Raw genomic sequence first — 22,073 nt, forward strand, 5'->3', positions numbered from 1 at the left:
TTATGGTATTATTTTAACAAAACTTCATAAAAAAAACCACGATATTTCTATCGTGGTTTTTTATGGTGGAGGCGACGGGTGTCGAACCCGTGTCCGAAAGCAGACCAGTAAGACTTTCTACGAGTGTAGTCTTGTGTTTTAAAATTCCCTCAGAGAACGTCCACAGACAAACTTTCTCTTTGGTAAGCTTCATAAATTCCGTTCCTAGCTCAAAGCTTTGCTAGGCTCGGTTCCCCACTTTTAAATGACACCCTTACTCTCAACCGTGGGCAATTGAGGAAGGATGAGCAGCGCTAAATTAAGCTGCTAATGCAAAATTATCTTCTGCGTTTATCTTTAATGCATACTTTATTATCGAGGCACCATGCTTCCCTCGACTCGCTTATCAAACCCATCTTACCCCCGTCGAAGCCAAAACGCCCCCATGTATGAGATAATAATATGGTCTAAACGCTAAATTCCATATTCAATTTTTAAATTCTAAAGTTTTAATCAAACTTATGTTCTCATTATATATTAATTAATTAATTTAGTCAAGGGACATATATTTTTGTTTGTAAGAGATAAATTCCTTGACTAATTAATTAACTTTTAACATTCTAAAACAGACAATTTATATAATACCTAATTCTACTTAAAATATCAATGGTTAATTTTACCTAAATTAAAATTTCTTATCTTTTGCTCTCTTCAGGCTTAAAATGTTACTTTTTAGCCCTATTTAGCTAATAAAAATAATCTTAAAAAAATTATTTAAAGTAAACTTCTCCATCTTCTATCTTATCTATAGTAACTAGAGATTCAACTCTTATTCCTTTGTCTTCTAAGTGAGCTCTTCCGCTTTGGAATCCTTTTTCTATAACTATTCCTACTCCAACAACTTCTGCTCCAGCTTGTTTAACAACATCTATTAATCCAAAAACTGCACAGGCATTTGCTAAGAAATCATCAACTATAAGGATTTTTTCTCCTGGTTTTATGAATTTCTTATCAACAACAACATTGTATATTGTTTTTTTAGTGAATGAATAAACTTCTGAATTAAATACCTCTTCTCTCTTGTTTCTTGGTAATCTTTCTATTTTCTTACCAAAAACAACTGGTACATTATCAAAGTATTGAGCAGTTATTATTCCTAATCCTATTCCTGTTGATTCTATTGTAAGGATTTTGTCTATTTGATCATTTTTAAATCTATCTTTAAATTCTTTTCCTACTTCGTTAAAAAATTCTACATCCATTTGGTGATTTAAAAAAGAATCAACCATTAAAATATTATCTTCTGTAACTCTACCTTCTTTTTTTATCTTATCTTTTAATAGTTCCATTTGGTTACATCCTTTCTTACTATTAATTTATAGTATTAACTTCCTATATTATATCATAATAGGAAAACCTATTGCTATCTAATTTTATTATACAGTATTCTTATTATTCATGTAATCCTTTTTAGTAATTCTTTATATAATAATAGTAGAAGAATATTTAGGAGAGATAAATATGACTTCATTTCAATCATTAATAATAATACTTATATGTATTTTATCCATAATTATAATTTTATATTTAATCGAGTCAGATAATTTTCTGCCAGAAAAACAAATAAGGAAATATGTCTCTCTAGGGAAATTTAAACATGCTCTTTATCTTTTAGACAAGTATTCAGAAAAATTAGATCCTCTATTTTTCTATAATAATAAAATTTTAGTACTATCAAAGCAAAAAGATTTTGATGCGGCCTATGAAATTTCCATAGAGGCAATAAAAAAGCTTAAAGAACCTAACTATGAACTTTATAATAATATTGCATTTGTATATTACAATCTAAAACTTTACCATAGAGCCATAGATTTTTCAGAAAAAGCCTTAAACTTAAATCCTATAGATACCTTTGCTTTAAACAATAAAGGTTTCTCTTACATTGAAATAGGGGAATACTCTAAAGCTGAGGAGTGTTTTGATAAAGCATTAGAATTTAATCCTCATTTTAAAAATGCCTTATCTGGAAAGGCATATTGCGCTTTTGAAAAAGATGATTATCTTCTTGCTACTAAATACCTTCAAGATTTTGTTTCAATTGAAAAAAATAATGCCTCTGCCTATAAAAAACTAGGAGAATGTTACTTTCTTTTAAATGACTTAAAAAACAGTTCTAAAATGTATGAGAAATCCTTAGAAATAGACCAAGAAAATGATGCTTCTTATTGTGAATACGCAAATGTACTTCTTTGCTTAGGTCACTATGATAAAGCCCTAAACAATTTAAATAAAGCCCTTGCCATATCACCCTATAACTTTATGGCCTTTTATTACAAAGCAAGAGCTTACTCCTTAAAGAAAGATTTTGATAATGCCTTTTATTATTTAGAAAGAGCCTTTAACTATTGTGACTCCTTAAAAGAAATAGCTCTTAAGGATGAAATGCTTACAAACTTAAAGTTTTTCTCAAAGTTTAGTGAGTTATTAGGGATTCATAATATACAAAACTAACTTTTAAAGTGAAAAGCTAAAAATTATTCTAATTAATTTTTTCATAGATTTAGAATCAATCTAAAAAAACTCTTAAAGTTTAAAAATTACACCTATTAATTTTAAAACTTTAAGAGTTAATATAAATTTATACTGATTAATTTTTTAACTATTAATTTTTAATTATACTTCCTTTTTAAATTTCTATAGAAAAATCTTATATAAGAAGTTTAAAATATGAGCCTTAATAATACTTAGTTTCTATACTAACTTTATTAAGGCTCTAAATTCTATTTATAAACCACTAACTTTTCTAAGGAACATTTACTCTTTTAGATTTATTTTAATCTCTAAAATGAATTTATAAACTACTTACTATAATCATCTACACTTATACTTAAGAAAATACAATCACTATTTTTATTAATAGCTTCTTTTATTTCCTCTGAATCCATGTCCATTCCTATAAAATTACTACTAATTCCATTTCCTGAAGTTGCATAATAAAGACAAACTCTCTTTCCTTTTTCAAGCTCTAAATCATAATCACCAGCAAAATTAGCACTAAAATAGTCCTTTATATTTTCTTCAGCCTTGTAATTATGACGACTATAAGCTCCATCTCCTCCTAAAAGACAATTTATCCTATTATCATCTTTAAAGTTTATTCCTAAGGTTATATTCTCTTTCCCCTTTTCATAGGTTTCACTTACACTTGTTAAAATAGGTTCATTTTTAACTTCTTTCCCCTCCTTATAAACCTCATAATTTAAATCAATCTTATAGCCCTTACCTTTAGAAATATTTTTCACCTTATAGAAAAAAACTCTATTGTCAGTTAAGCTTAAAATCTGCTCCTCTTTTTCTGAAAGCTTCTCAAAACTTACCTTTGCAACATCCTTTTTAGAAAGCTCTCCACATCCCACAAACAAGACTGCTGGAATCATAGCTAAAATTACCCCTTTTAAAATTCTCATTAAAACACCCCTATATTAATTTTTATATTATAATTTTAAAATGCCTATTTATATTAATTACATTAATTGTAACTATTTTTTATATTATATGATAAAATCCTAACCCAGTATTTTAAAATTTATTCTTACTTAAAGTCTTGTATATTTTTAATTTTTAAGGCTTTCCTAAGACATTTTGACTATTTTTAATTTATAAATACCCTAAATACTGCCTCCTTTTAATTTATAGTTTCCTAAATTACTACCTCTCTAAACTTTAACCTCCTTCCCCCTTATAAAATTTCTCCTTTACATAAGTTAATAAAAACATATAATAACCTAATTTAATCTAAAACTTTATAAATTAATAATAAACAAAAGTTACTTGACTTAAATATAAAAAAGGTACTTAAAAGATAAAGTTTTAAAATTAAAATAATAACTTTTTCTTCTAAGTACCTTCTAGAAAAGAACCTAATATCTATTTCTTTCCTTAAGTTGTCTATCCATCTCTCTCTTATGAGCCTTTTCAAGCATTGTATCTCTCTTGTCGTAGTTTTTCTTACCTCTACAAACACCTAAGTTAACCTTAACTCTTCCATTCTTTAAATATAAAGAAAGTGGTATTAAAGCAACCCCTTGTTGTTGAACTATTCCTATTAATCTTTGAATTTCACTTTTATGAAGAAGTAATTTTCTTTTTCTTAAAGGATCAACATTAAAAATGTTTCCTTGCTCATAAGGACTTATATGCATGTTATTTATAAATATCTCTCCATTATTTATATCTGCATAACAATCCTTTAAGTTAACTCTTCCGTTTCTAATAGATTTAACCTCTGTTCCAACTAAAGCTATACCTGCTTCCATAGCCTCATCAACAAAGTAATCATGTCTAGCTTTCCTATTCTCTGCTAATGTCTTATTGTCTTTTCTCTTTGCCATACTTCTCACCTACTATGGTTATATTAAAAGCAATTTTACTTACCCAAAGCAAAACGCCTCTTATTTCTTTTCTTTGCTTATTATTTTAACATATTTACTATTTAAATGTAAATTCACAAAACTATACTTATTAACCTTAAGCTAATAAGCCCCTATATCCTCCCCATAAAACCATAAAATCTTCAAATCACGTTATCATATCCCTCTATACTTTTCCATATAAAAAGTTTCAAATCACCTTACGCTTTAACTAAATAACTATTAAACATACTAATTTTCTATGTGAATTATTCTAATATTTAATAAGCTAATAAATAGTCTAATTTTAGATTTTATCCTATTATACAAACTTATCTCTTAAGAGCCTTTAATTATATAAAGATATTAATAAAACTTACAAACAATATGAAGAGAATATCTAGATAAGCTTTACAATTTAAATAGTAATTTTAAACAGCTCCTATATAAAATAAAACTAAATTACTTTTTATATAGCTACTCCTATTATATTAAATACTAAGTTCATTAATTTAATAAAAAGATATTAATAAAACTTATAGATAGAATGCAGAGAATATCTACATGAATTTTAGAATTTAAGTAGTCACGTAAAGTAAGTTACGTTAATAAACCTGAATGTCCGAAGCGCAGCAAGTTTTCAGGTTTTAGTAACTTACTTGGAGTGACTACTATAAATTCTTAATGAAATGTAGTAATTCTCGAAATCTATCTATAAGTTTTTTATCTTCCTATTATTAAAGCTCTTCCTCAGCAGTTTCTTCTCTTGGTTCTATTATTTCAACTTTCCCCTCTGCTTCAAGCTCTTTTTTTACTTCATCAAGTAAATTCTCTCTCTCTTCAGTTTCAGCTTCCTTTTCCTCAATAGTGTACTTATCCTCAACTATTTCAAAATAAACTTCTCTAGTATCCATTTCTACTCTTGAGCAAAGAACCTTAACCTTTTCTCCAAGTTTATAAACCTTCTTAGTTCTTTCACCTATTAATTGAAGGTTTTCTTCATCATAGATGTAATAATCATCTCTAAAGCTTGTTACATGAACAAGACCTTCTACAGTATTTGGAAGTTCAACAAAGGCTCCAAATCCAGTAACTGAAGAAATAATACCATCAAATATTTCTCCAATTCTGTCTTTCATATATTCAGCTTTCTTAAGATCATTTGTTTCTCTTTCAGCTTCTTGAGCTATTCTTTCCATTTCTGAAGATTGCTTAGATGCAGAATCAACAATGCTTAAAAGTCTCTTAGCTCTCTTAGGATCAATCTTCTTATTTATATATTCTTTTATTATTCTATGAATTTGTAAGTCTGGATATCTTCTAATTGGTGAAGTAAAGTGACAGTAGTATTCAGCTGCTAATCCAAAGTGACCTGCACAGTCTGGAGAATATCTAGCTTGCATCATACTTCTTAAAAGTAATGTATTTATTACCATCTCTTCATTTTTGCCCTTAACTTCTTCAACAACCTTTTGTAAATCTCTAGGTTCAATAAGTTCTCCAAAGTTAAATGAATATCCTAAGCTATATGCAAAGTTTTTAAATCTTTGAAGTTTTTCATTATCTGGTTCCTCATGTATTCTATATACAAAAGGTATTTCAGCCTTATTCATATATTCTGCTATAGTTTCATTACATACTAGCATAAATTCTTCTATGATTCTGTTTGCTATAGCTCTTTCATATGGTTTTATATCTATTGGCTTTCCTTTTTCATCTAAGATTATTTTGCTCTCTGCAAATTCAAAGTCAATAGCTCCTCTTCCCATTCTTCTCTTATTTAAGATTTTGCATAACTCTTCCATTGCCTTAAAGTCATCTACTAAATCTTTATATCTTTCAATTAACTCTTGGTCATTATCTCTTAAAATCTTAGTTATATCAGTGTATGTCATTCTCTCATTAGTTTTAATTACACTTTCATGTATTGAATGGTTAACCACATTTCCTTTATGATCTATTTCCATAAAGCAAGTTAAGGCAAGTCTGTTCACTTGTGGATTTAATGAACATATTCCATTTGATAATTTTTTAGGAAGCATAGGAATAACTCTATCAACTAAATAAACAGAAGTAGCTCTTTTAAAGGCCTCTTTATCTAAAGGATTATTTTCTTTTACATAGTGAGTTACGTCTGCAATGTGAACTCCTAATTTATAGTTTCCATTTGGAAGTCTTTCTATAGATACAGCGTCATCTAAATCCTTAGCATCTTCACCATCTATAGTAACCATTTTTACATCTCTTAAGTCTGTTCTTCTCTTAATTTCTGACTCTGGGATTTCCTCTGAAATTTCTTCTGCAAAGGCTAAAACTTGTGGAGGGAATTCTTCTGGAAGAGCATATTTCTTAATTACAGTTATAATATCTAAACCTAAATCTCCTCTGTTTCCTAGTATTTCTACTACTACTCCTTCTGGATTCTTTCTTCTACCATCTGGCCACTTAGTTATTTCAACAACAACTACATTACCTTTTTTAGCTCCATTTCTATCCTTCTTAGATATGAATATATCATTTTGAATTCTTTGATCCTGTGGAAGTACAAATCCAAAACTCTTATTATCTTCATATATTCCTATTACCTTTGTATTAACTCTCTCAGTTATTCTTACTATTTCACCTTCACGTCTTTTGCCTTCTTGGCTTTCTTTTATAACCTTACCTAATACTCTATCTCCGTTCATAGCGCCATTTAAAGCATTTTTAGGTATAAATACATCTGTTACACCTTCTTCATCTGGTATTAAGAAACCAAAACCTTTTTGATGTATTTGAATTTTTCCAGGTATTAAACCTACTTTATCTATTAAGCCAAATCTATCTTCCTCATCTCTTGCTATTAAACCCTCTGCTTCTAAGGCCTTAAAGACTTTTTTAAATTGTTTATATTCAGCTTTATTTATGTTAAATATCTTTGATAATTCTAACATTGTCATTGGTCTGTATGCTTCTTCTTTCATAAGACCTAAAATTATATCTTTTATTTTCATGCTTTTTCCTCCGTTCTATATATAGATTTAAATGCAACTTTTATATTTTAGCTCAAAGCCTGTTTCTCTTAAATTCTAATGGATTAACTCACCTAATTATCTAAGATACTGCCAGGAAACATTGATTTATCATTCTACTAATATGATATGTTTAAATCCTATCTTTGATTAAGGAAATTCAATCCAGTATTAGCTTAAAAACCATTCTTGCAAAATGTTAAATATGAATTTTTTAATCAATCCAATATAATTTAAAAGCCACCCTAATTATATGGGTGGCCAAAAAATAACTATTTAACTAAGTTTATAGCTAATGTATTTATAGCGAATAATACAGATGCAAAGATAGTAACTTTTATAAGTCTAGCTTCTCTTGTTCTACCTTTATTTCTTGAAAAGAAGCTGTCTTGACTTCCTTGAATTAATCCACTTAAGGCATCTGCTTTACTTGGTTGCATCATTATTGAAACCAAAATTACTATAGCTAAAATAGTTTGGACCACTACTAAAATTGTGTTCATAAGAAAACCTCCTAAGCTTTGTATAGTTGCATAATTCCATGCAATTATCATATCACACCAATGAAAAATTTACAATATTTATATCCTTGTCCATCACACTTTTATAAAACAATGCATATTATATAGTTTACCTATTTTTCTTTTATATACTTTTCCTCTTTCTATAATTATATAACTCATCTAATTTTCTATCCTCTTATACTATAAGAGGCTCTTCTTAGAGACTTTTCTACAATTCTATATAATACTAGTCCTATAACAGTATTTAAAGCAACTGAAGGCACTACAACAGTTAAAAACAATATAGAAAAGCTTGCTGGAAGTCCCACAATTATTTGAGCAGTTCCTAAAAATAAAACTCCACTTATTAAAGTTCCTAAAGGTAAAATAATTGCCATTAATATATTATTTCTCTTTTCTACTGATAATCTTCCTAATATATTAGATTTTTTTATTAAAGCTATAAATAAAAATACTATAAGTGCAGTAAAAATCTTATCTACTACGTTAGGTAATTGTCCACCTGGAAACTTAGTTGTCATAGCTGTAAATATCCCCATTAAAGTTCCTGAAACCATAGTTATCTTAAAGTTATCATTTAATATAATTATTATAAATAACATAGTAAGAGCAAAGTCTGGTTGCATTGGCAAGCCTAATACTGGTGTTATTTGATGTAATATTACTCCTATGGCTAATAATAAAGCATTTATTGTTATAAGTTTTGTATTATTTCTTACGTTCATTTTAAAATCCTCCTAATAATCTATTTTCTCCTCAAGGGAGTTTTTAACTTTAAATTTTCTATTTTCTTTTTATATTGATTTTTTAAACTTCATTTCATAATTAACTCCCCCTATCAAATTCAAACTCAATTACCATACTTAATAAGGTCCTAACTCCCTAATTAAATCTCTTAACTAAGACTAAACATAATATTTATTAGGTTATAGTAATAAAATAATAAATAGATTTATTACATTTTAAAGCTCCTTAATTCATAAAATAATCAATGCGTCATAATAATAAGTAGGTTTACTACTGTTTATAGAATTTAAGTGAGGGTACAAAAAGTTTAGTAATAAAAATGCTAAGTAGGTTTACTAATTAAGAAGTATATTACTCCCTCTTTTTAAAATTTTGTCTCATAAAAACAATAAAAACCTTTATTAATTATTAAAGCTTTCTATTTATATGAAACTATGTTTACTTATCTAAAGAACATTTAAAAATCAAAACTATTTTTAAACTTATCTGTATATTCTTAGTTCTATAAGATTTTACTCTTTAGCTAAATATAAGTTTTCCCCCTTTAGCTAAATGTAAGCTTTTTCTTTTTAGCTAAAAATATAAACTTTATCATTCAGCTAAATATATGGTGTTACTCCTTAGCCAAATAATTTCTAGTTTTATTTGTAACAAATAAAAAAACTCCGCCCTAAAAATAGGACGAAGTTGAATCCGCGATACCACCTAATTTATATTAGTATTGTATTTTAATTATAACTAAATAGACCTAGCTAGGGTTTTAAACTTAAAATACTTACTAATATCTCTCATTTTCAAGTACTAACATACTCTATCTGCTATAAGGTGCAGCACACCATTCCACTACTTTCTCTTAAAGAGATTTCATTTTATTCCTCCAAGGTCCATTCACTAAACTCTTTCTTGCCAAATTTCCACCACCATTGACTCTCTTTATTGAAACTAAGCTTAACTACTTACTCCTCTTCAAAGGATTATTTAATATTTTCTTTTTTCCTATATTACTTTATTAATGTATTATTTTCAATAGTTAAAATTATTTTATCGTTTTTTATTATTATATAATATACAATTACTAAATGTTACTTCCCTTTTGTTATAGCCTCTATTTAAAATAAAAAATTCAATTTTCTTTTTATTTATTAAAGCTATTTATTTTTTATACCCACCTTTTGTTATTTTTACTTTTTCTTTTTTACTATTTTATTTGTTATCATTTACGAGTATATTATTTAAGAATAATCAATATATAAGTTGCTATTTATAATTAATATAGCTTTAATAAATCTTAAACTTTTAAAGTCATGACAACCTAAAAAATATTTATGTTCCACTAAAGTTATAAGACTTAAAATAACCTAATTATTTTTTTCTCATATTCCATATTATTTAGCTTTATTTATTCAAATAAAAATTTCTATTTTTTCAATATAAAAAAATACTATAAAACTAAATTTTAATATAGAAGTAATTTCTAATGTAGGACTAATTTCTAATATAAAACTAACTTATAAATATACGAAAGCAAAAAACCCCTAAGAAAGCTTAGAGGTTTTTTATTTATAAAATTTTATTTTTTATCTTTTAATATAATTATTTTGAAAGGTTGAAAAATGCATTTCTTCCTCTGTATTCAGCTACTTCACCTAATTCTTCATTTATTCTGATTAATTGGTTGTATTTAGCTACTCTTTCACTTCTAGCCGGAGCACCAGTTTTTATTTGACCTGCATTAACTGCAACAACTAAGTCTGCTATAGTTGTATCTTCAGTTTCTCCTGATCTATGAGAAACAACAGCTGTATATCCTGCTCTATTAGCCATTTCTATAGCATTTAATGTTTCTGTTAATGTTCCTATTTGGTTAAGTTTTATTAGAATTGAGTTAGCAATTCCTTTTTCTATACCAGTTTTTAATCTTTCTGTATTTGTAACGAATAGGTCATCACCAACTAATTGAACTTTTTTACCAAGTCTTTCAGTCATTAGCTTCCAACCTTCCCAGTCTTCTTCGGCCATACCATCTTCTATTGAGATTATTGGATATTTGTTAACCCAATCTTCAAAGAAGTCAACCATTTCAGCAGCTGTTAAAGTTTTTCCTTCATGCTCTAAAACATATTTTCCATCTTTGTAGTACTCAGATGAAGCTGCATCTATTGCTATGAAGAATTCTTTTCCTGGCTCATAACCTGCTTTTTCAATAGCTTCTAAGATAACTTCTATTGCTTCTGCATTTGATTTTAAGTTTGGAGCAAATCCACCCTCATCACCAACACCAGTTGAGTATCCTTTTGAATTTAAAGTTTTCTTTAATGCATGATAAACTTCTGCACAAGCTCTTACAGCTCTTTCAAAGCAATCAAATCCTACTGGCATAATCATAAACTCTTGGATATCTACTGAGTTATCAGCATGACTTCCTCCGTTTATTATGTTCATCATTGGAACTGGTAAAACTTTAGCATTTACTCCTCCAATGTATTGGTATAAAGGCATTCCTAAATAGTTAGCTGCTGCTTGAGCTACTGCTAAAGAAACTCCTAAGATTGCGTTAGCTCCTAATTTACCTTTATTTTTAGTTCCATCTAACTCTATAAGAGTTTTATCTATGTAAGCTTGATCTAATACATTTAATCCTATTATTTCTTCTGCAATTGTATCATTAACATTTGCTACTGCCTTTTCAACACCTTTTCCTAGGTATTTATCTTTATCTCCATCTCTTAATTCAACAGCTTCATATATCCCTGTTGAAGCTCCTGAAGGTACTGCTGCTCTTCCAACTGTTCCATCTTCTAAATAAACTTCAACCTCTACTGTTGGGAAGCATCTTGAATCTAAAATTTGTCTTGCTACCACGTCAATTATTTCAATATATTGTTTCATCTTTAAATTCCTCCTTAAGAAAATTCAAGTTAATACTCAATTATTTTTTATTCTTTACTTTTCTAATAAATTTTATGCTTTAATTTTAATCTATTTTTTATATTAAAAATATGATTTAAATCACATTTATTGAAAATGATTATCACTTTTCATCTTTTTAGAAAAATAATCCTTAAATACCTATAAAATTTATAATTTAATAAGCAAATGTTCATTATACTTAATACAATAGTGTTTTATTATGAATTAACTATAATATTAATAATTAATACTCCCAAAAAAATTTTTATAAAATTTTGTTTTTTAAATTCAAATACTATTTAATAATTTAAATTCCTTAAAAGAAAAATGAGCTATTTAAAAGCTCATTTTTCTAATTTTAAAGTCCTTTTGTATTTGCTATTCCTGCTTCTTTAGCTGTATTACTTCTCTCATTAAATCCAGTTTTTGAATTTGAAGATTCAGCATTGTGCTGTTTCATACTTTGTTGTATTCCATTTAAAGTTTTTTTCTTGCTCATTTTTTATTCTCCTTGTCCTCTGTAATTAAGTAATTTAAATTCTAGTTTTATTATTTACACTTATAAAGGAATTTATAAATTAATTTTAAAATTTTACTTTAATATTATTTTGCAGAAATAATTTATATAAACTTAAGTTATAACTAAATAAAAAAGGCTCTCCTAAACAAGATGAGTTATCAACTCTTTAGGACAGCCTTCTTTAAATTAGTGTTTATGACCTGCTACTATATGGTGGATATTTCCTTCATGAGAATGCATATATTTTTGACATAAATCATAAATAGCAAATGGTAATATTAATGATATTACATAGCTTATAATAAGCATCCACATATATTCATGTGATTGAACTGCATTTCCTGCAATTGATGTTGGTGGAACAAAGGATATAAAGAATGCAAATATAGAAGTTGCAAGTCCAATTATGGCTACTATAATCTTAACTGGTTTTCCACCAGGCATTTGATAAGCACCATTTAATCCTTCTCCTAATATAGCTTTTATATATCCTACGAAGAATAGAATATATCCACTTAAATAAATTACAACTGTTAAGGACATTGCTGCTAAGAATGAAAGGTTACTTCCACCTGCTCCAAAGGTTAAAACAGCATCCCATATACTAACTATTATACCTTGTGCTATAACTAAGTAAACTGGTACATCATGTTCATTTGTTTTAGCCCATGATTTTGGAATAGCGCCTTCTTCAGCTGCTATAATCATTCCTCTTGTTGGTCCTACAACCCATGAACTTACTTCTGCAATTACACCAAAGGCAAGTAATAAAGCTATTATCTTAACTAAAATTGTATTGTTAGCTGTAAAGTGACCTAATAAAACAGCAAAGGTTTGAACTACCCCAGCACTTAAATTTATTTGATCTTGAGGAATAACTGCTGCTATTGCAAGCCCTCCTAAAGTACTAACAACAATTGCTACTATAACTAATAAAAGCATTGCTAATGGATATTCTTTCTTTGGATTATCCATTTCGTTTGCATGAGTAGCTGATGCTTCTACACCCATGTAAGATAAGATAAAGGATACAAATACAACTAAGGTATTTACCTTTGTAAAGTCTGGAACAAAAGTATCTTTACTTGATATATATATAGGGTTTCCTTGAATTATATATACAAGAGCTAAGATTATTAAAATAGCTGCTGGTAAAAGTATTCCTACTATAAAACCTATTTTAGCTATTTTAGCAGTATATTTTGTTCCTCCAAATTGAGATAATGCTAAAATCCAAAAGATTACTAATACACCTATAAATTTTATCATTGGGTTACTATTTAGTGCTGGCCAGTCAAATACATATGATAAAGCCCCAAGGATGAAATAAATCATGGTTACAAATCCAACTGTTATTTCAAAGAATTCAAAAAATAAGTTTGCAAAACCATATTTTTTACCTAAGTTCTTTCCAGTCCAAGTGAAAACTCCACCTTTTTCCCAGCCATCTACAGTTGCCATTTCAGCAGCACATAAAGCAACTGGAATAAACCATAAGAAACCTCCTAAAAGTAGATAAAATACTAAGTGCAATTTAGATGTTGCAAAAGTAGGATATTCATATACAGCCATAACCATGGAGGCTGTCATTGCGAAGAATCCAAAAAGTGTCAATGATTTTTTTGTTGTTCCTTCCTGTTTCATTTAAATTCAACTCCTTTTAAGTTATTTGATTAGCTCAAATAAATTAAAAAGTTAGTTGCTTCAAATAGAAGTAAGAAACTTTTAAATTTTTGAGTTATAAACATAGTTAACATTTTGTTAACGTTTTGTTTATATATATTATAACTCTTTACTCCTTATTTGTTAAATGTTTTTTGAAAATATTTCAAACTTCCATTATTTAATTTTAATCTTTAAAAATAAGACAAATTAAATGATTTAAATTACTATTAATATAAAATAAAGATATATTTTTTAACATATTGACTTTTCTTATATTAAAATTATTTTATCATCAATATTAATAATCAAATTTAAGTGTTAATAAAATAAATATTAATCTTAAAAGATAAAAGCCTTAAGCTTAAATCATATTGAATATTAATAAAAATAAATAGTAATTAAACCTTTATCTATAGAGCTTACTTAATAAAAAAATAAAGCCCTATATGAGTAATAAAATCACAAGCTAAAAACTTATTTTATTATAAAAAAATAGTATCCTTCATGAAGAAGAATACTATTTAAAATATATAACTAACTTATATTATTTGTTTAAAAGACATGTTCCAGTCATTTCTGATGGAACTTCTAATCCCATAACAGTTAACATAGTTGGAGCTATATCAGCTAATTTTCCACCATCTTTTAATGATTTTCCTTCAGCATCTTTTGATACCCATAAGAATGGAACTGGATCTGAAGTATGAGCAGTCATTGGTTTACCAGTTGAGTAATCTATCATTACTTCTGCATTACCATGGTCAGCAGTTATGAATAAAGTACCTTCTTTTTCTAATACCTTATCAGCTACTTTTCCTAAGCACTCATCAACTGCTTCTATAGCTTTAACAGCTGCTTCTTGTACTCCAGTGTGTCCAACCATATCTGGGTTAGCGAAGTTTAATATTATCATGTCATATTTGTCTTGATCTAATCTATTTATTAATTCATCAGTTACTTCATAAGCACTCATTTCTGGTTTAAGATCGTATGTAGCAACCTTTGGTGAAGCTATTAATGCTCTATCTTCATTAGTGTTTGGTTGTTCTACTCCACCGTTAAAGAAGAATGTTACGTGAGCATATTTTTCAGTTTCAGCAATTCTTAATTGGTTTAATCCTTTAGATGCAACATATTCTCCTAAAGTATTTGTGTAACTTTCTGGTCTATAAGCAACATCTACACACTCTAAAGTTTTGTCATATTGAGTCATACAAACAAAGTTTACGTGTAATTGCTTTCTTTCAAATCCTTTGAATTCTGGATCAACTATAGCTCTAGTTATTTCTCTAGCTCTATCTGGTCTAAAGTTAAAGAATATTACTGAGTCTCCATCTTTAATTCTAGCAACTGGGTGTCCATCTTCTTCAATTACTGTAGGTAAAACGAACTCGTCAGTTTTGTTATCATGGTAAGATTTTTCTATAGCTTCAACAGCTGAAGAAGCTTTTTCACCTTCTCCTAAAACCATAGCGTTATAAGCTAATTCTACTCTTTCCCATCTGTTATCTCTATCCATTGCGTAATATCTACCACTTATAGTAGCTATTTCACCAACACCAATTTCCTTCATAGCATTTTCTAATTCAACTATGAATTCTTTACCTGATGATGGAGCAACGTCTCTACCATCCATGAAAGCATGAACGTAAACTTTTTGAAGTCCTTTTTTCTTAGCTAACTCTAAAAGACCTTTTAAGTGATCTATGTGAGAGTGAACCCCTCCGTTTGATAATAATCCCATTAAGTGTAATGAAGTATTATTTTCTTTAGCTTCATCCATAGCCTTAACTAAAGCTTTGTTTGTGAAGAAAGTTCCTTCTTTTATTTCTTTAGTTATTCTAGTTAACTCTTGGTATATTATTCTACCAGCACCTATATTTAAATGACCAACCTCTGAGTTACCCATTTGTCCTTCTGGAAGACCAACTTCTAATCCTGAAGCTTGTAATTCAGTGTGTGGATATTTTGCAAATAATCTATCATAATTTGGTTTATTAGCAGCAGCTACTGCATTACCTTCTTTGTTTGGAGAAATTCCAAATCCGTCTAATATCATTAACATTACAGGTTTTTTACTCATAATAACCCTCCAAAAACTAAATTTCTATTTATACATTTATTATAATGTGTACCTAATTAAAAAACAATAGCAATAGACAATTGGTATTACTTGCCTATTGCTACTATTTAATTACTAATATTTATTAGTAGTTTACGATTTGAGCAAAGTCAGCTGCAACTAAGCTAGCTCCACCAACTAAAGCACCATCGATGTCTGATTTAGCCATTTGCTCTGCTATTGTGTTAGGCTTAACTGATCCACCGTATTGGATTCTTACTTTATCAGCAACTTCTTGTCCGAACATTTCAGCAACCATAGCTCTTATAGCAGCTATTGTTTCATTAGCTTGGTCTGAAGTAGCAGTTTTTCCAGTTCCGATAGCCCAGATTGGTTCGTAAGCTATAACAACTTTCTCAGCTTGCTCTTTAGTTAATCCTTCTAAATCAGCAGTGATTTGAGCTTTTATAACGTCGTTAGTAGTTCCGTTTTCTCTTTGCTCTAAAGTTTCTCCACAGCAAAGGATTGGAGTTAAGTTGTGTGCGAAAGCAGCTTTAACTTTTTTGTTGCAAGTTTCATCTGTTTCGTTGAAGTATTCTCTTCTTTCACTATGTCCAATTATAACGTAATCTATGTTCATAGCTTCTAACATTCTTGGAGCGATTTCTCCAGTGAATGCTCCTTTTTCTTCAAAGTGCATGTTTTGAGCACCTACTTTTATGTTTGTTCCTTCAACAGCTTTTTTAACTGCGTCTAAGCAAACAAAAGTTGGGCAAACAACAACTTCACATTTAGCATCTTTAACTAATGGCTTTAATTCTTCAACTAATTTAACAGCCTCGTCTATTGTATAGTGCATTTTCCAGTTTCCTGCGATTATTGGAGTTCTCATCTATATTCACCTCTATTAATATTTTAAATATTAAATAATATATATAAGGCTCAATCCCCTACTATATATTATTTCTCTAAAAGCTTTGAAAATATTAAATAATAAGCCTAAGATTTTCTTAACTTTTAGCATAATAAGGCTAAGATTCAATGAAAAATAAATTTCATTGAACTTAGTCTTATTTTTTTATAAAACAACAATCTTTATACTTCAATCTAAATATCTACTTTAAGGTTTATAATATTATTTATCGTTTAAAGCAGCTATTCCTGGTAATACTTTTCCTTCTAAGAATTCTAATGAAGCTCCACCACCAGTTGAGATGTGAGACATTTTGTCACCGAATCCTAAGATATTTACAGCAGCAGCTGAATCTCCACCACCGATTATAGTAGTAGCATCTGCTTCAGCCATAGCTTTAGCAACAGCTATTGTTCCTTTGTTGAAGTTTTCGAATTCGAATACTCCCATTGGTCCGTTCCAGATAACTGTTTTAGCATCTTTTATAGCTTCAGCGTAGATAGCTTCAGTTTTTGGTCCGATATCTAATCCCATGAATCCTTCAGCAATGTTTTGATCTTCTGTAACTACAGCTTCAACATCTTTGAATTCTTTAGCTACTCTGTGATCTACAGGTAATAATAATTTAACACCTTTTTCCTCAGCTTTAGCTAACATTTCTTTAGCGTATTCAACTTTATCTTCTTCTACTAATGAACTTCCTACAGTATATCCTTGAGCTTTTAAGAATGTGTAAGCCATTCCTCCACCTATTATTAAAGTATCAACTTTTTCTAAAAGGTTGTTTATAACGTTTATCTTGTCTGAAACTTTAGCTCCACCTAAGATAGCAACGAATGGTCTTTCTGGAGTTTCTACAGCATCTCCTAAGAACTTAAGCTCTTTTTGAATTAAGTATCCACATACTGCTGGTTTTAAGTATTCAGTTACTCCAACTGTTGAGCAGTGAGCTCTGTGAGCAGTACCGAATGCATCGTTAACAAACATTTCAGCTAAGCTAGCTAATTCTTTTGATAACTCTTCACCATTTTTAGTTTCTTCTTTTCTGTATCTTGTATTTTGAAGTAAAACTACGTCTCCATCTTTCATTTCAGCTACAGCTTTTTTAGCATTTTCTCCAACAACGTTGTCGTCAGCAGCAAATACTACTTCTTTACCAAGCATTTCACTTAATCTTTTAGCTACAGGTGCTAATGAGAATTCTGGTTTAGCTTCTCCTTTTGGTTTACCCATATGTGAGCAAAGGATTACTTTAGCGCCGTTATCAACTAAGTATTTTATAGTTGGCATAGCTCCGTTTAATCTGTTTTCATCAGTTATAACACCATCTTTTAATGGAACGTTAAAGTCGCATCTTACTAATACTTTTTTACCTTTTACTTGAACGTCTTCTATAGTCTTTTTATTGAAGTTCATTATATTCACCTCTTAAATAATATTTTATAATTACCTTTAATATAAACAAAAATCATTTATATGTTAAAGTAGTCTGGCCTCATAGCTTTAACTATAAAACCAGACCCTTTTATATAATCAGTCTAAATATTTAATTTTAAAAATTACTTAGAAACTAAGCATTTTAAAGTTCTGATTAATTGGTTAGTGTATGAAGCTTCGTTGTCATACCATGAAGCAACTTTAACTAATTGTTGTCCGTCAACTTCCATTATTTTAGTTTGAGTAGCATCGAATAATGATCCGAAGCTTATTCCGATAACGTCTGATGATACTATTGGATCTTCAGTGTATCCGAATGATTCGTTTGAAGCAGCTTTCATAGCAGCGTTTACTTCTTCTACTGTTACTTTTTTATCTAAAGTACAAACTAACTCAGTTAATGAACCAGTTATTACAGGTACTCTTTGAGCGTTTCCGTCTAATTTACCAGCTAATTCTGGGATAACTAAACCGATAGCTTTAGCAGCTCCAGTTGAGTTTGGAACTATGTTAGCAGCAGCAGCTCTAGCTCTTCTTAAGTCTCCTTTTTTGTGTGGAGCATCTAAAGTGTTTTGGTCATTAGTGTAAGCGTGGATTGTAGTCATGAAACCTTTGTTTAATCCGAAGTTATCATTTAAAGCTTTAGCCATTGGAGCTAAGCAGTTTGTAGTACATGAAGCACCTGAGATAACATCTTCGCTTCCATCTAATATGTCGTGGTTTACGTTGTAAACAACTGTTGGTAGGTCGTTTCCAGCAGGAGCTGAGATAACAACTTTTTTAGCACCAGCAGTTAAGTGAGCTGAAGCTTTCTCTTTTGATGCGAAGAATCCAGTACACTCTAATACTACGTCTACTCCTAATTCTCCCCATGGTAATTCAGCAGGGTTGCTTTTAGCAGTTACTTTGATTTCTTTTCCGTTAACTACGAAAGCTCCTTCTTTAACTTCTATTTCACCATTGAATCTTCCTTGTGCTGAATCGTATTTGAATAAGTGTGCTAAAGTCTTAGCATCAGTTAAGTCGTTGATTGCTACAACCTCAAACTCAGGGTTGTCGATCATTAATCTTAACGCTAATCTTCCTATTCTTCCAAATCCGTTAATAGCTACTTTTACCATTATAAATACCTCCTAAAAGATGTTGTTTTTTATATATAAAATATTTAAAAATATTTTAAACAAAGTTATTTTTAGAGATTTCATATTTTTTTATTCATCTCTATTTAAAAAATTTAAAATTTCATTAGCTGCTCCTTCATCAGTAATAAGAACGGCATTTTCATTGCCATAAACAGTAGTTAAAATAGCTTCTGCTTTATTCTTACCACCAGCTACAGCTATGTGATTTTTTATTTTTCTAAGATCATTTATTGTAACCCCTAAAGTTGGCATTACATAAACAACTTCTGACTTATCATTAAAGTAGCATCCAAAAGCTTCTCCTATAGCACCTAAATCTAATAACTTTATTATTTGATCCTTAGGCACTCCTCTTTTGTTAGCCATCTTTTTAGCCTGACCTATACCATATATTAGCATATCTGCATTTTTAATATTTTGTATAAGTTCCTTCATATCTTCCTGCTTCATTAAAGCATCCATTACTTCTTTGCTTATATTATCAGGAACATGAAGCATTTTATAGGTTCCATTTAACTTTTTAGCTAAATTTGCAGCTAATGTATTTGACTGCGTCTCAACCTTCTTACCCATACCACCTCTTGCAGGCACCACTAACACATTTTTTAGGTTTGCCATTTCTGGTAATTCGTCTATAACTTCTTTTACAGTACTTCCACCAGTAACAGCAATAGTATAGCCATCTTTAATGATATTCTTAGAATAATTTGCAGCGGCTTTTCCAAGCTCTTTTATAGTGTTTTCATCCTCACTGCAATCTCCTGGAACAACAATTACATTTCTTACATGAAGCATATCACATAATTGCTTCTCAAGATTAGATAGCCCTTTTATTTCATGTATAAATCCCTTTAAAGATTCTAACATGAACTCTCCTTCTTGGGTTACAGACATACCTGGAGTGTTTATTTGTATAAGGTTTTGAGATTTTAAAAAACCTATTTCTGTTCTTACAATTCTTTCACCTAAATTTAAATTGTTTGCCAAAGCTCTTCTACCTATTGGCTGATTATAATAAATTGTTCTGATTATATTGTATCTTTTAACTAATAGTTCTACCATTTCAGGAACTATTATCTTTTGCAATTTTAAAATCTCTAGCAAATCTAACAACTCCTTTGGACACTCTAAGTCCCACTCGCTTCTCAAATGTCCCGCACGTTTATTATAAAACATATTAAGAAAAAATTAAAGGGTTTTTAGAAAATTTTTTCTTATTTTTTTAAAAAATATAAAAAAATATAGAGATATTACCCAGTCTCTCTATATTTTCACTGAAAATAAGCACTTTATAACCTCATTTACCACAAGATAGAAATTCTTTTCTATTTTAAAATCTTTTTCTCTTGCTAGATGACTTTATGCCTAACTCTTCTCTGTATTTTGCCACAGTTCTTCTTGAAATAGCCATTCCTTTTTCTTTTAAAATTTCGCTTATGGCTTGATCTGATAAGGGCTTCCTTTTATCCTCTTCCTTAATTACTTCTTCTAAAGCCTTTTTTATATTTATAACTGTAACATCTTCTTCTCCATGACTCTTTTCCTTATTACTTATTGAGTTTACAAAAAGATCCTTTATCTTTATTGTTCCCATGGAAGTTAAAATATACTTATCTCTTATGGCTCTTGAAATAGTTGATTCATGCATTTCTAGCTTCTCAGCTATTTCTTTTAAAGTCATAGGTTTTAAATATTTTTCACCCTTCTCAAAATAATCCTTTTGCTTTTCAAGTATTTTTTGGAGAACTTTGTGTAGAGTGCTTTTTCTTTGTTCTATACTTTTAATTAAAAACATAGCTTTATCTATTTTTTCCTTTACATACTCTGTAGCCTCTTTATCATTAGTACTATCTTTTAATATATCTTTATATAAAGGGTTAACTGAAAGCATAGGTAAAACTCCATCCTTCATTAATATAAGGAATTCTCCATCTATCTTTCTTATTTCCGCATCAGGAATTATAAATCCCACCTCATCACCAGTGTAAAAGCCTCTTGATGGTTTTGGTTCTAAAGTTTTTATTAAATCTCCATAATCTTGTGCTTTTTTAGGAGTAATGTCTAAATCCTTTGCAATAACTTGATATCTATTATCTGCTAAATCGTCTAAATGATTATCTATAATCTCTTTAACTATAGGGTCATTTTCACCTTTTCTTTCTAACTGAATTTCTAAGCATTCCTTTAAATCTCTTGCCCCTATACCAGCAGGTTCTAAGTTTTGAATAACTATTAAAGCCCTATTAAAAGTCTCTTCAGAACACTCTAGCTCATTCATTAATTCTTCTTTTTTTATATCTAAATATCCCTTTTGATCTAAACACTCGACCATATAACTACATACACTTCTCATATATTCGTCTATGGGTAGTTCTAATATTTGACCTTCTAAATAATCTGTTAAAGATTCTGGCTTACTTATGAAAGTAAAAGGTGATATTCCTTCCTCATCATATTCACCATAACTTTGAGAACCATAGTTATCTGACTCTAAATATTTTACTAACTCTTTATATTCTAATCTATCTTGCTCTTTTGATACCTCTTTAATATCCTCATACTGAGCTTCTAATACAGGATTTTCTGAAAATTCTTTTTCAATATATTCTCTTAAATCATATGTTGACATTTGCAAAAGTTTTATTGAAAGTTGCATTTGCTGGGTCATAATAAGCTTTTGCTCTTGGGTTAAATTCAAATTAAAATCCATTAACATATATATATCACCTAAAATTATCTAATTCTAACCTATTA

The 22,073-nt window shown here is 29.1% G+C and carries 16 protein-coding genes and 1 other RNA gene; 1 reads left to right on the forward strand and 16 read right to left on the reverse strand.

All coding sequences use genetic code 11. From position 1 onward, the window contains the following. Positions 1–63 precede the first annotated feature (63 nt). Both ssrA and GOM42_RS07585 read right to left on the reverse strand, forming a co-directional pair. Positions 64–424: a transfer-messenger RNA gene (ssrA, locus tag GOM42_RS07580) on the reverse strand. 325 nt (positions 425–749) lie between these two features. Next, positions 750–1,328 carry a xanthine phosphoribosyltransferase gene (locus GOM42_RS07585; RefSeq protein ID WP_003465824.1) on the reverse strand — a complete coding sequence of 193 codons (579 nt, stop codon included), beginning with the start codon at positions 1,326–1,328 and terminating at the stop codon, positions 750–752. A gap of 172 nt (positions 1,329–1,500) precedes the next feature. On the opposite strand from GOM42_RS07585, the gene GOM42_RS07590 reads away from it, so the two are divergent. Next, positions 1,501–2,490 (forward strand): tetratricopeptide repeat protein, encoded by a 990-nt coding sequence (locus GOM42_RS07590; RefSeq protein WP_110077137.1) that lies wholly within the window; start codon positions 1,501–1,503, stop codon positions 2,488–2,490. A 347-nt stretch (positions 2,491–2,837) separates the two neighbouring features. On the opposite strand, the gene GOM42_RS07595 is transcribed toward GOM42_RS07590, so the two are convergent. From GOM42_RS07595 to rpoN, 14 genes are all read right to left on the reverse strand, one after another. Then, positions 2,838–3,446, reverse strand: coding sequence for a hypothetical protein (locus tag GOM42_RS07595; protein WP_110077138.1), 609 nt, complete (start codon positions 3,444–3,446; stop codon positions 2,838–2,840). A gap of 453 nt (positions 3,447–3,899) precedes the next feature. Then, positions 3,900–4,370, reverse strand: coding sequence for an SsrA-binding protein SmpB (gene smpB, locus GOM42_RS07600; RefSeq protein WP_003456486.1), 471 nt, complete (start codon positions 4,368–4,370; stop codon positions 3,900–3,902). Between the two features lie 755 nt (positions 4,371–5,125). After that, entirely contained in the window at positions 5,126–7,381 is a 2,256-nt protein-coding gene (gene rnr, locus GOM42_RS07605) for a ribonuclease R (RefSeq protein ID WP_252597638.1), read from the reverse strand. A gap of 290 nt (positions 7,382–7,671) precedes the next feature. Then, positions 7,672–7,902, reverse strand: a complete 231-nt coding sequence (gene secG / locus GOM42_RS07610) for a preprotein translocase subunit SecG (protein ID WP_003477916.1) — start codon at positions 7,900–7,902, stop codon at positions 7,672–7,674. 188 nt (positions 7,903–8,090) lie between these two features. After that, positions 8,091–8,648, reverse strand: coding sequence for a tryptophan transporter (locus GOM42_RS07615; RefSeq protein ID WP_060796330.1), 558 nt, complete (start codon positions 8,646–8,648; stop codon positions 8,091–8,093). A 1,615-nt stretch (positions 8,649–10,263) separates the two neighbouring features. Then, complete coding sequence (gene eno / locus GOM42_RS07620) at positions 10,264–11,559, reverse strand: phosphopyruvate hydratase (protein WP_003460354.1); 1,296 nt, start codon at positions 11,557–11,559, stop codon at positions 10,264–10,266. A gap of 379 nt (positions 11,560–11,938) precedes the next feature. Further along, positions 11,939–12,079, reverse strand: a complete 141-nt coding sequence (locus GOM42_RS07625; RefSeq protein WP_199408000.1) for a hypothetical protein — start codon at positions 12,077–12,079, stop codon at positions 11,939–11,941. A 207-nt stretch (positions 12,080–12,286) separates the two neighbouring features. Beyond that, positions 12,287–13,744 (reverse strand): glutamate:gamma-aminobutyrate antiporter, encoded by a 1,458-nt coding sequence (gadC, locus tag GOM42_RS07630; RefSeq protein WP_003460335.1) that lies wholly within the window; start codon positions 13,742–13,744, stop codon positions 12,287–12,289. 565 nt (positions 13,745–14,309) lie between these two features. Further along, positions 14,310–15,848, reverse strand: coding sequence for a 2,3-bisphosphoglycerate-independent phosphoglycerate mutase (gene gpmI / locus GOM42_RS07635; protein WP_011590746.1), 1,539 nt, complete (start codon positions 15,846–15,848; stop codon positions 14,310–14,312). A 124-nt stretch (positions 15,849–15,972) separates the two neighbouring features. After that, entirely contained in the window at positions 15,973–16,719 is a 747-nt protein-coding gene (tpiA, locus tag GOM42_RS07640; protein WP_003450470.1) for a triose-phosphate isomerase, read from the reverse strand. Positions 16,720–16,962: 243 nt separating this feature from the next. Then, positions 16,963–18,156 (reverse strand): phosphoglycerate kinase, encoded by a 1,194-nt coding sequence (locus GOM42_RS07645; RefSeq protein ID WP_003450483.1) that lies wholly within the window; start codon positions 18,154–18,156, stop codon positions 16,963–16,965. 143 nt (positions 18,157–18,299) lie between these two features. Beyond that, complete coding sequence (gap, locus tag GOM42_RS07650) at positions 18,300–19,298, reverse strand: type I glyceraldehyde-3-phosphate dehydrogenase (protein ID WP_003460339.1); 999 nt, start codon at positions 19,296–19,298, stop codon at positions 18,300–18,302. Between the two features lie 90 nt (positions 19,299–19,388). Beyond that, positions 19,389–20,423, reverse strand: a complete 1,035-nt coding sequence (locus GOM42_RS07655) for a sugar-binding domain-containing protein (protein WP_003450474.1) — start codon at positions 20,421–20,423, stop codon at positions 19,389–19,391. Positions 20,424–20,649: 226 nt separating this feature from the next. Next, entirely contained in the window at positions 20,650–22,035 is a 1,386-nt protein-coding gene (rpoN, locus tag GOM42_RS07660; protein WP_011590747.1) for an RNA polymerase factor sigma-54, read from the reverse strand. Positions 22,036–22,073: the final 38 nt, after the last annotated feature.

Origin of the sequence: Clostridium sp. 16K-1-R1 (genome assembly GCF_023921145.1) — a bacterium.
Classification (GTDB): domain Bacteria; phylum Bacillota; class Clostridia; order Clostridiales; family Clostridiaceae; genus Sarcina; species Sarcina perfringens.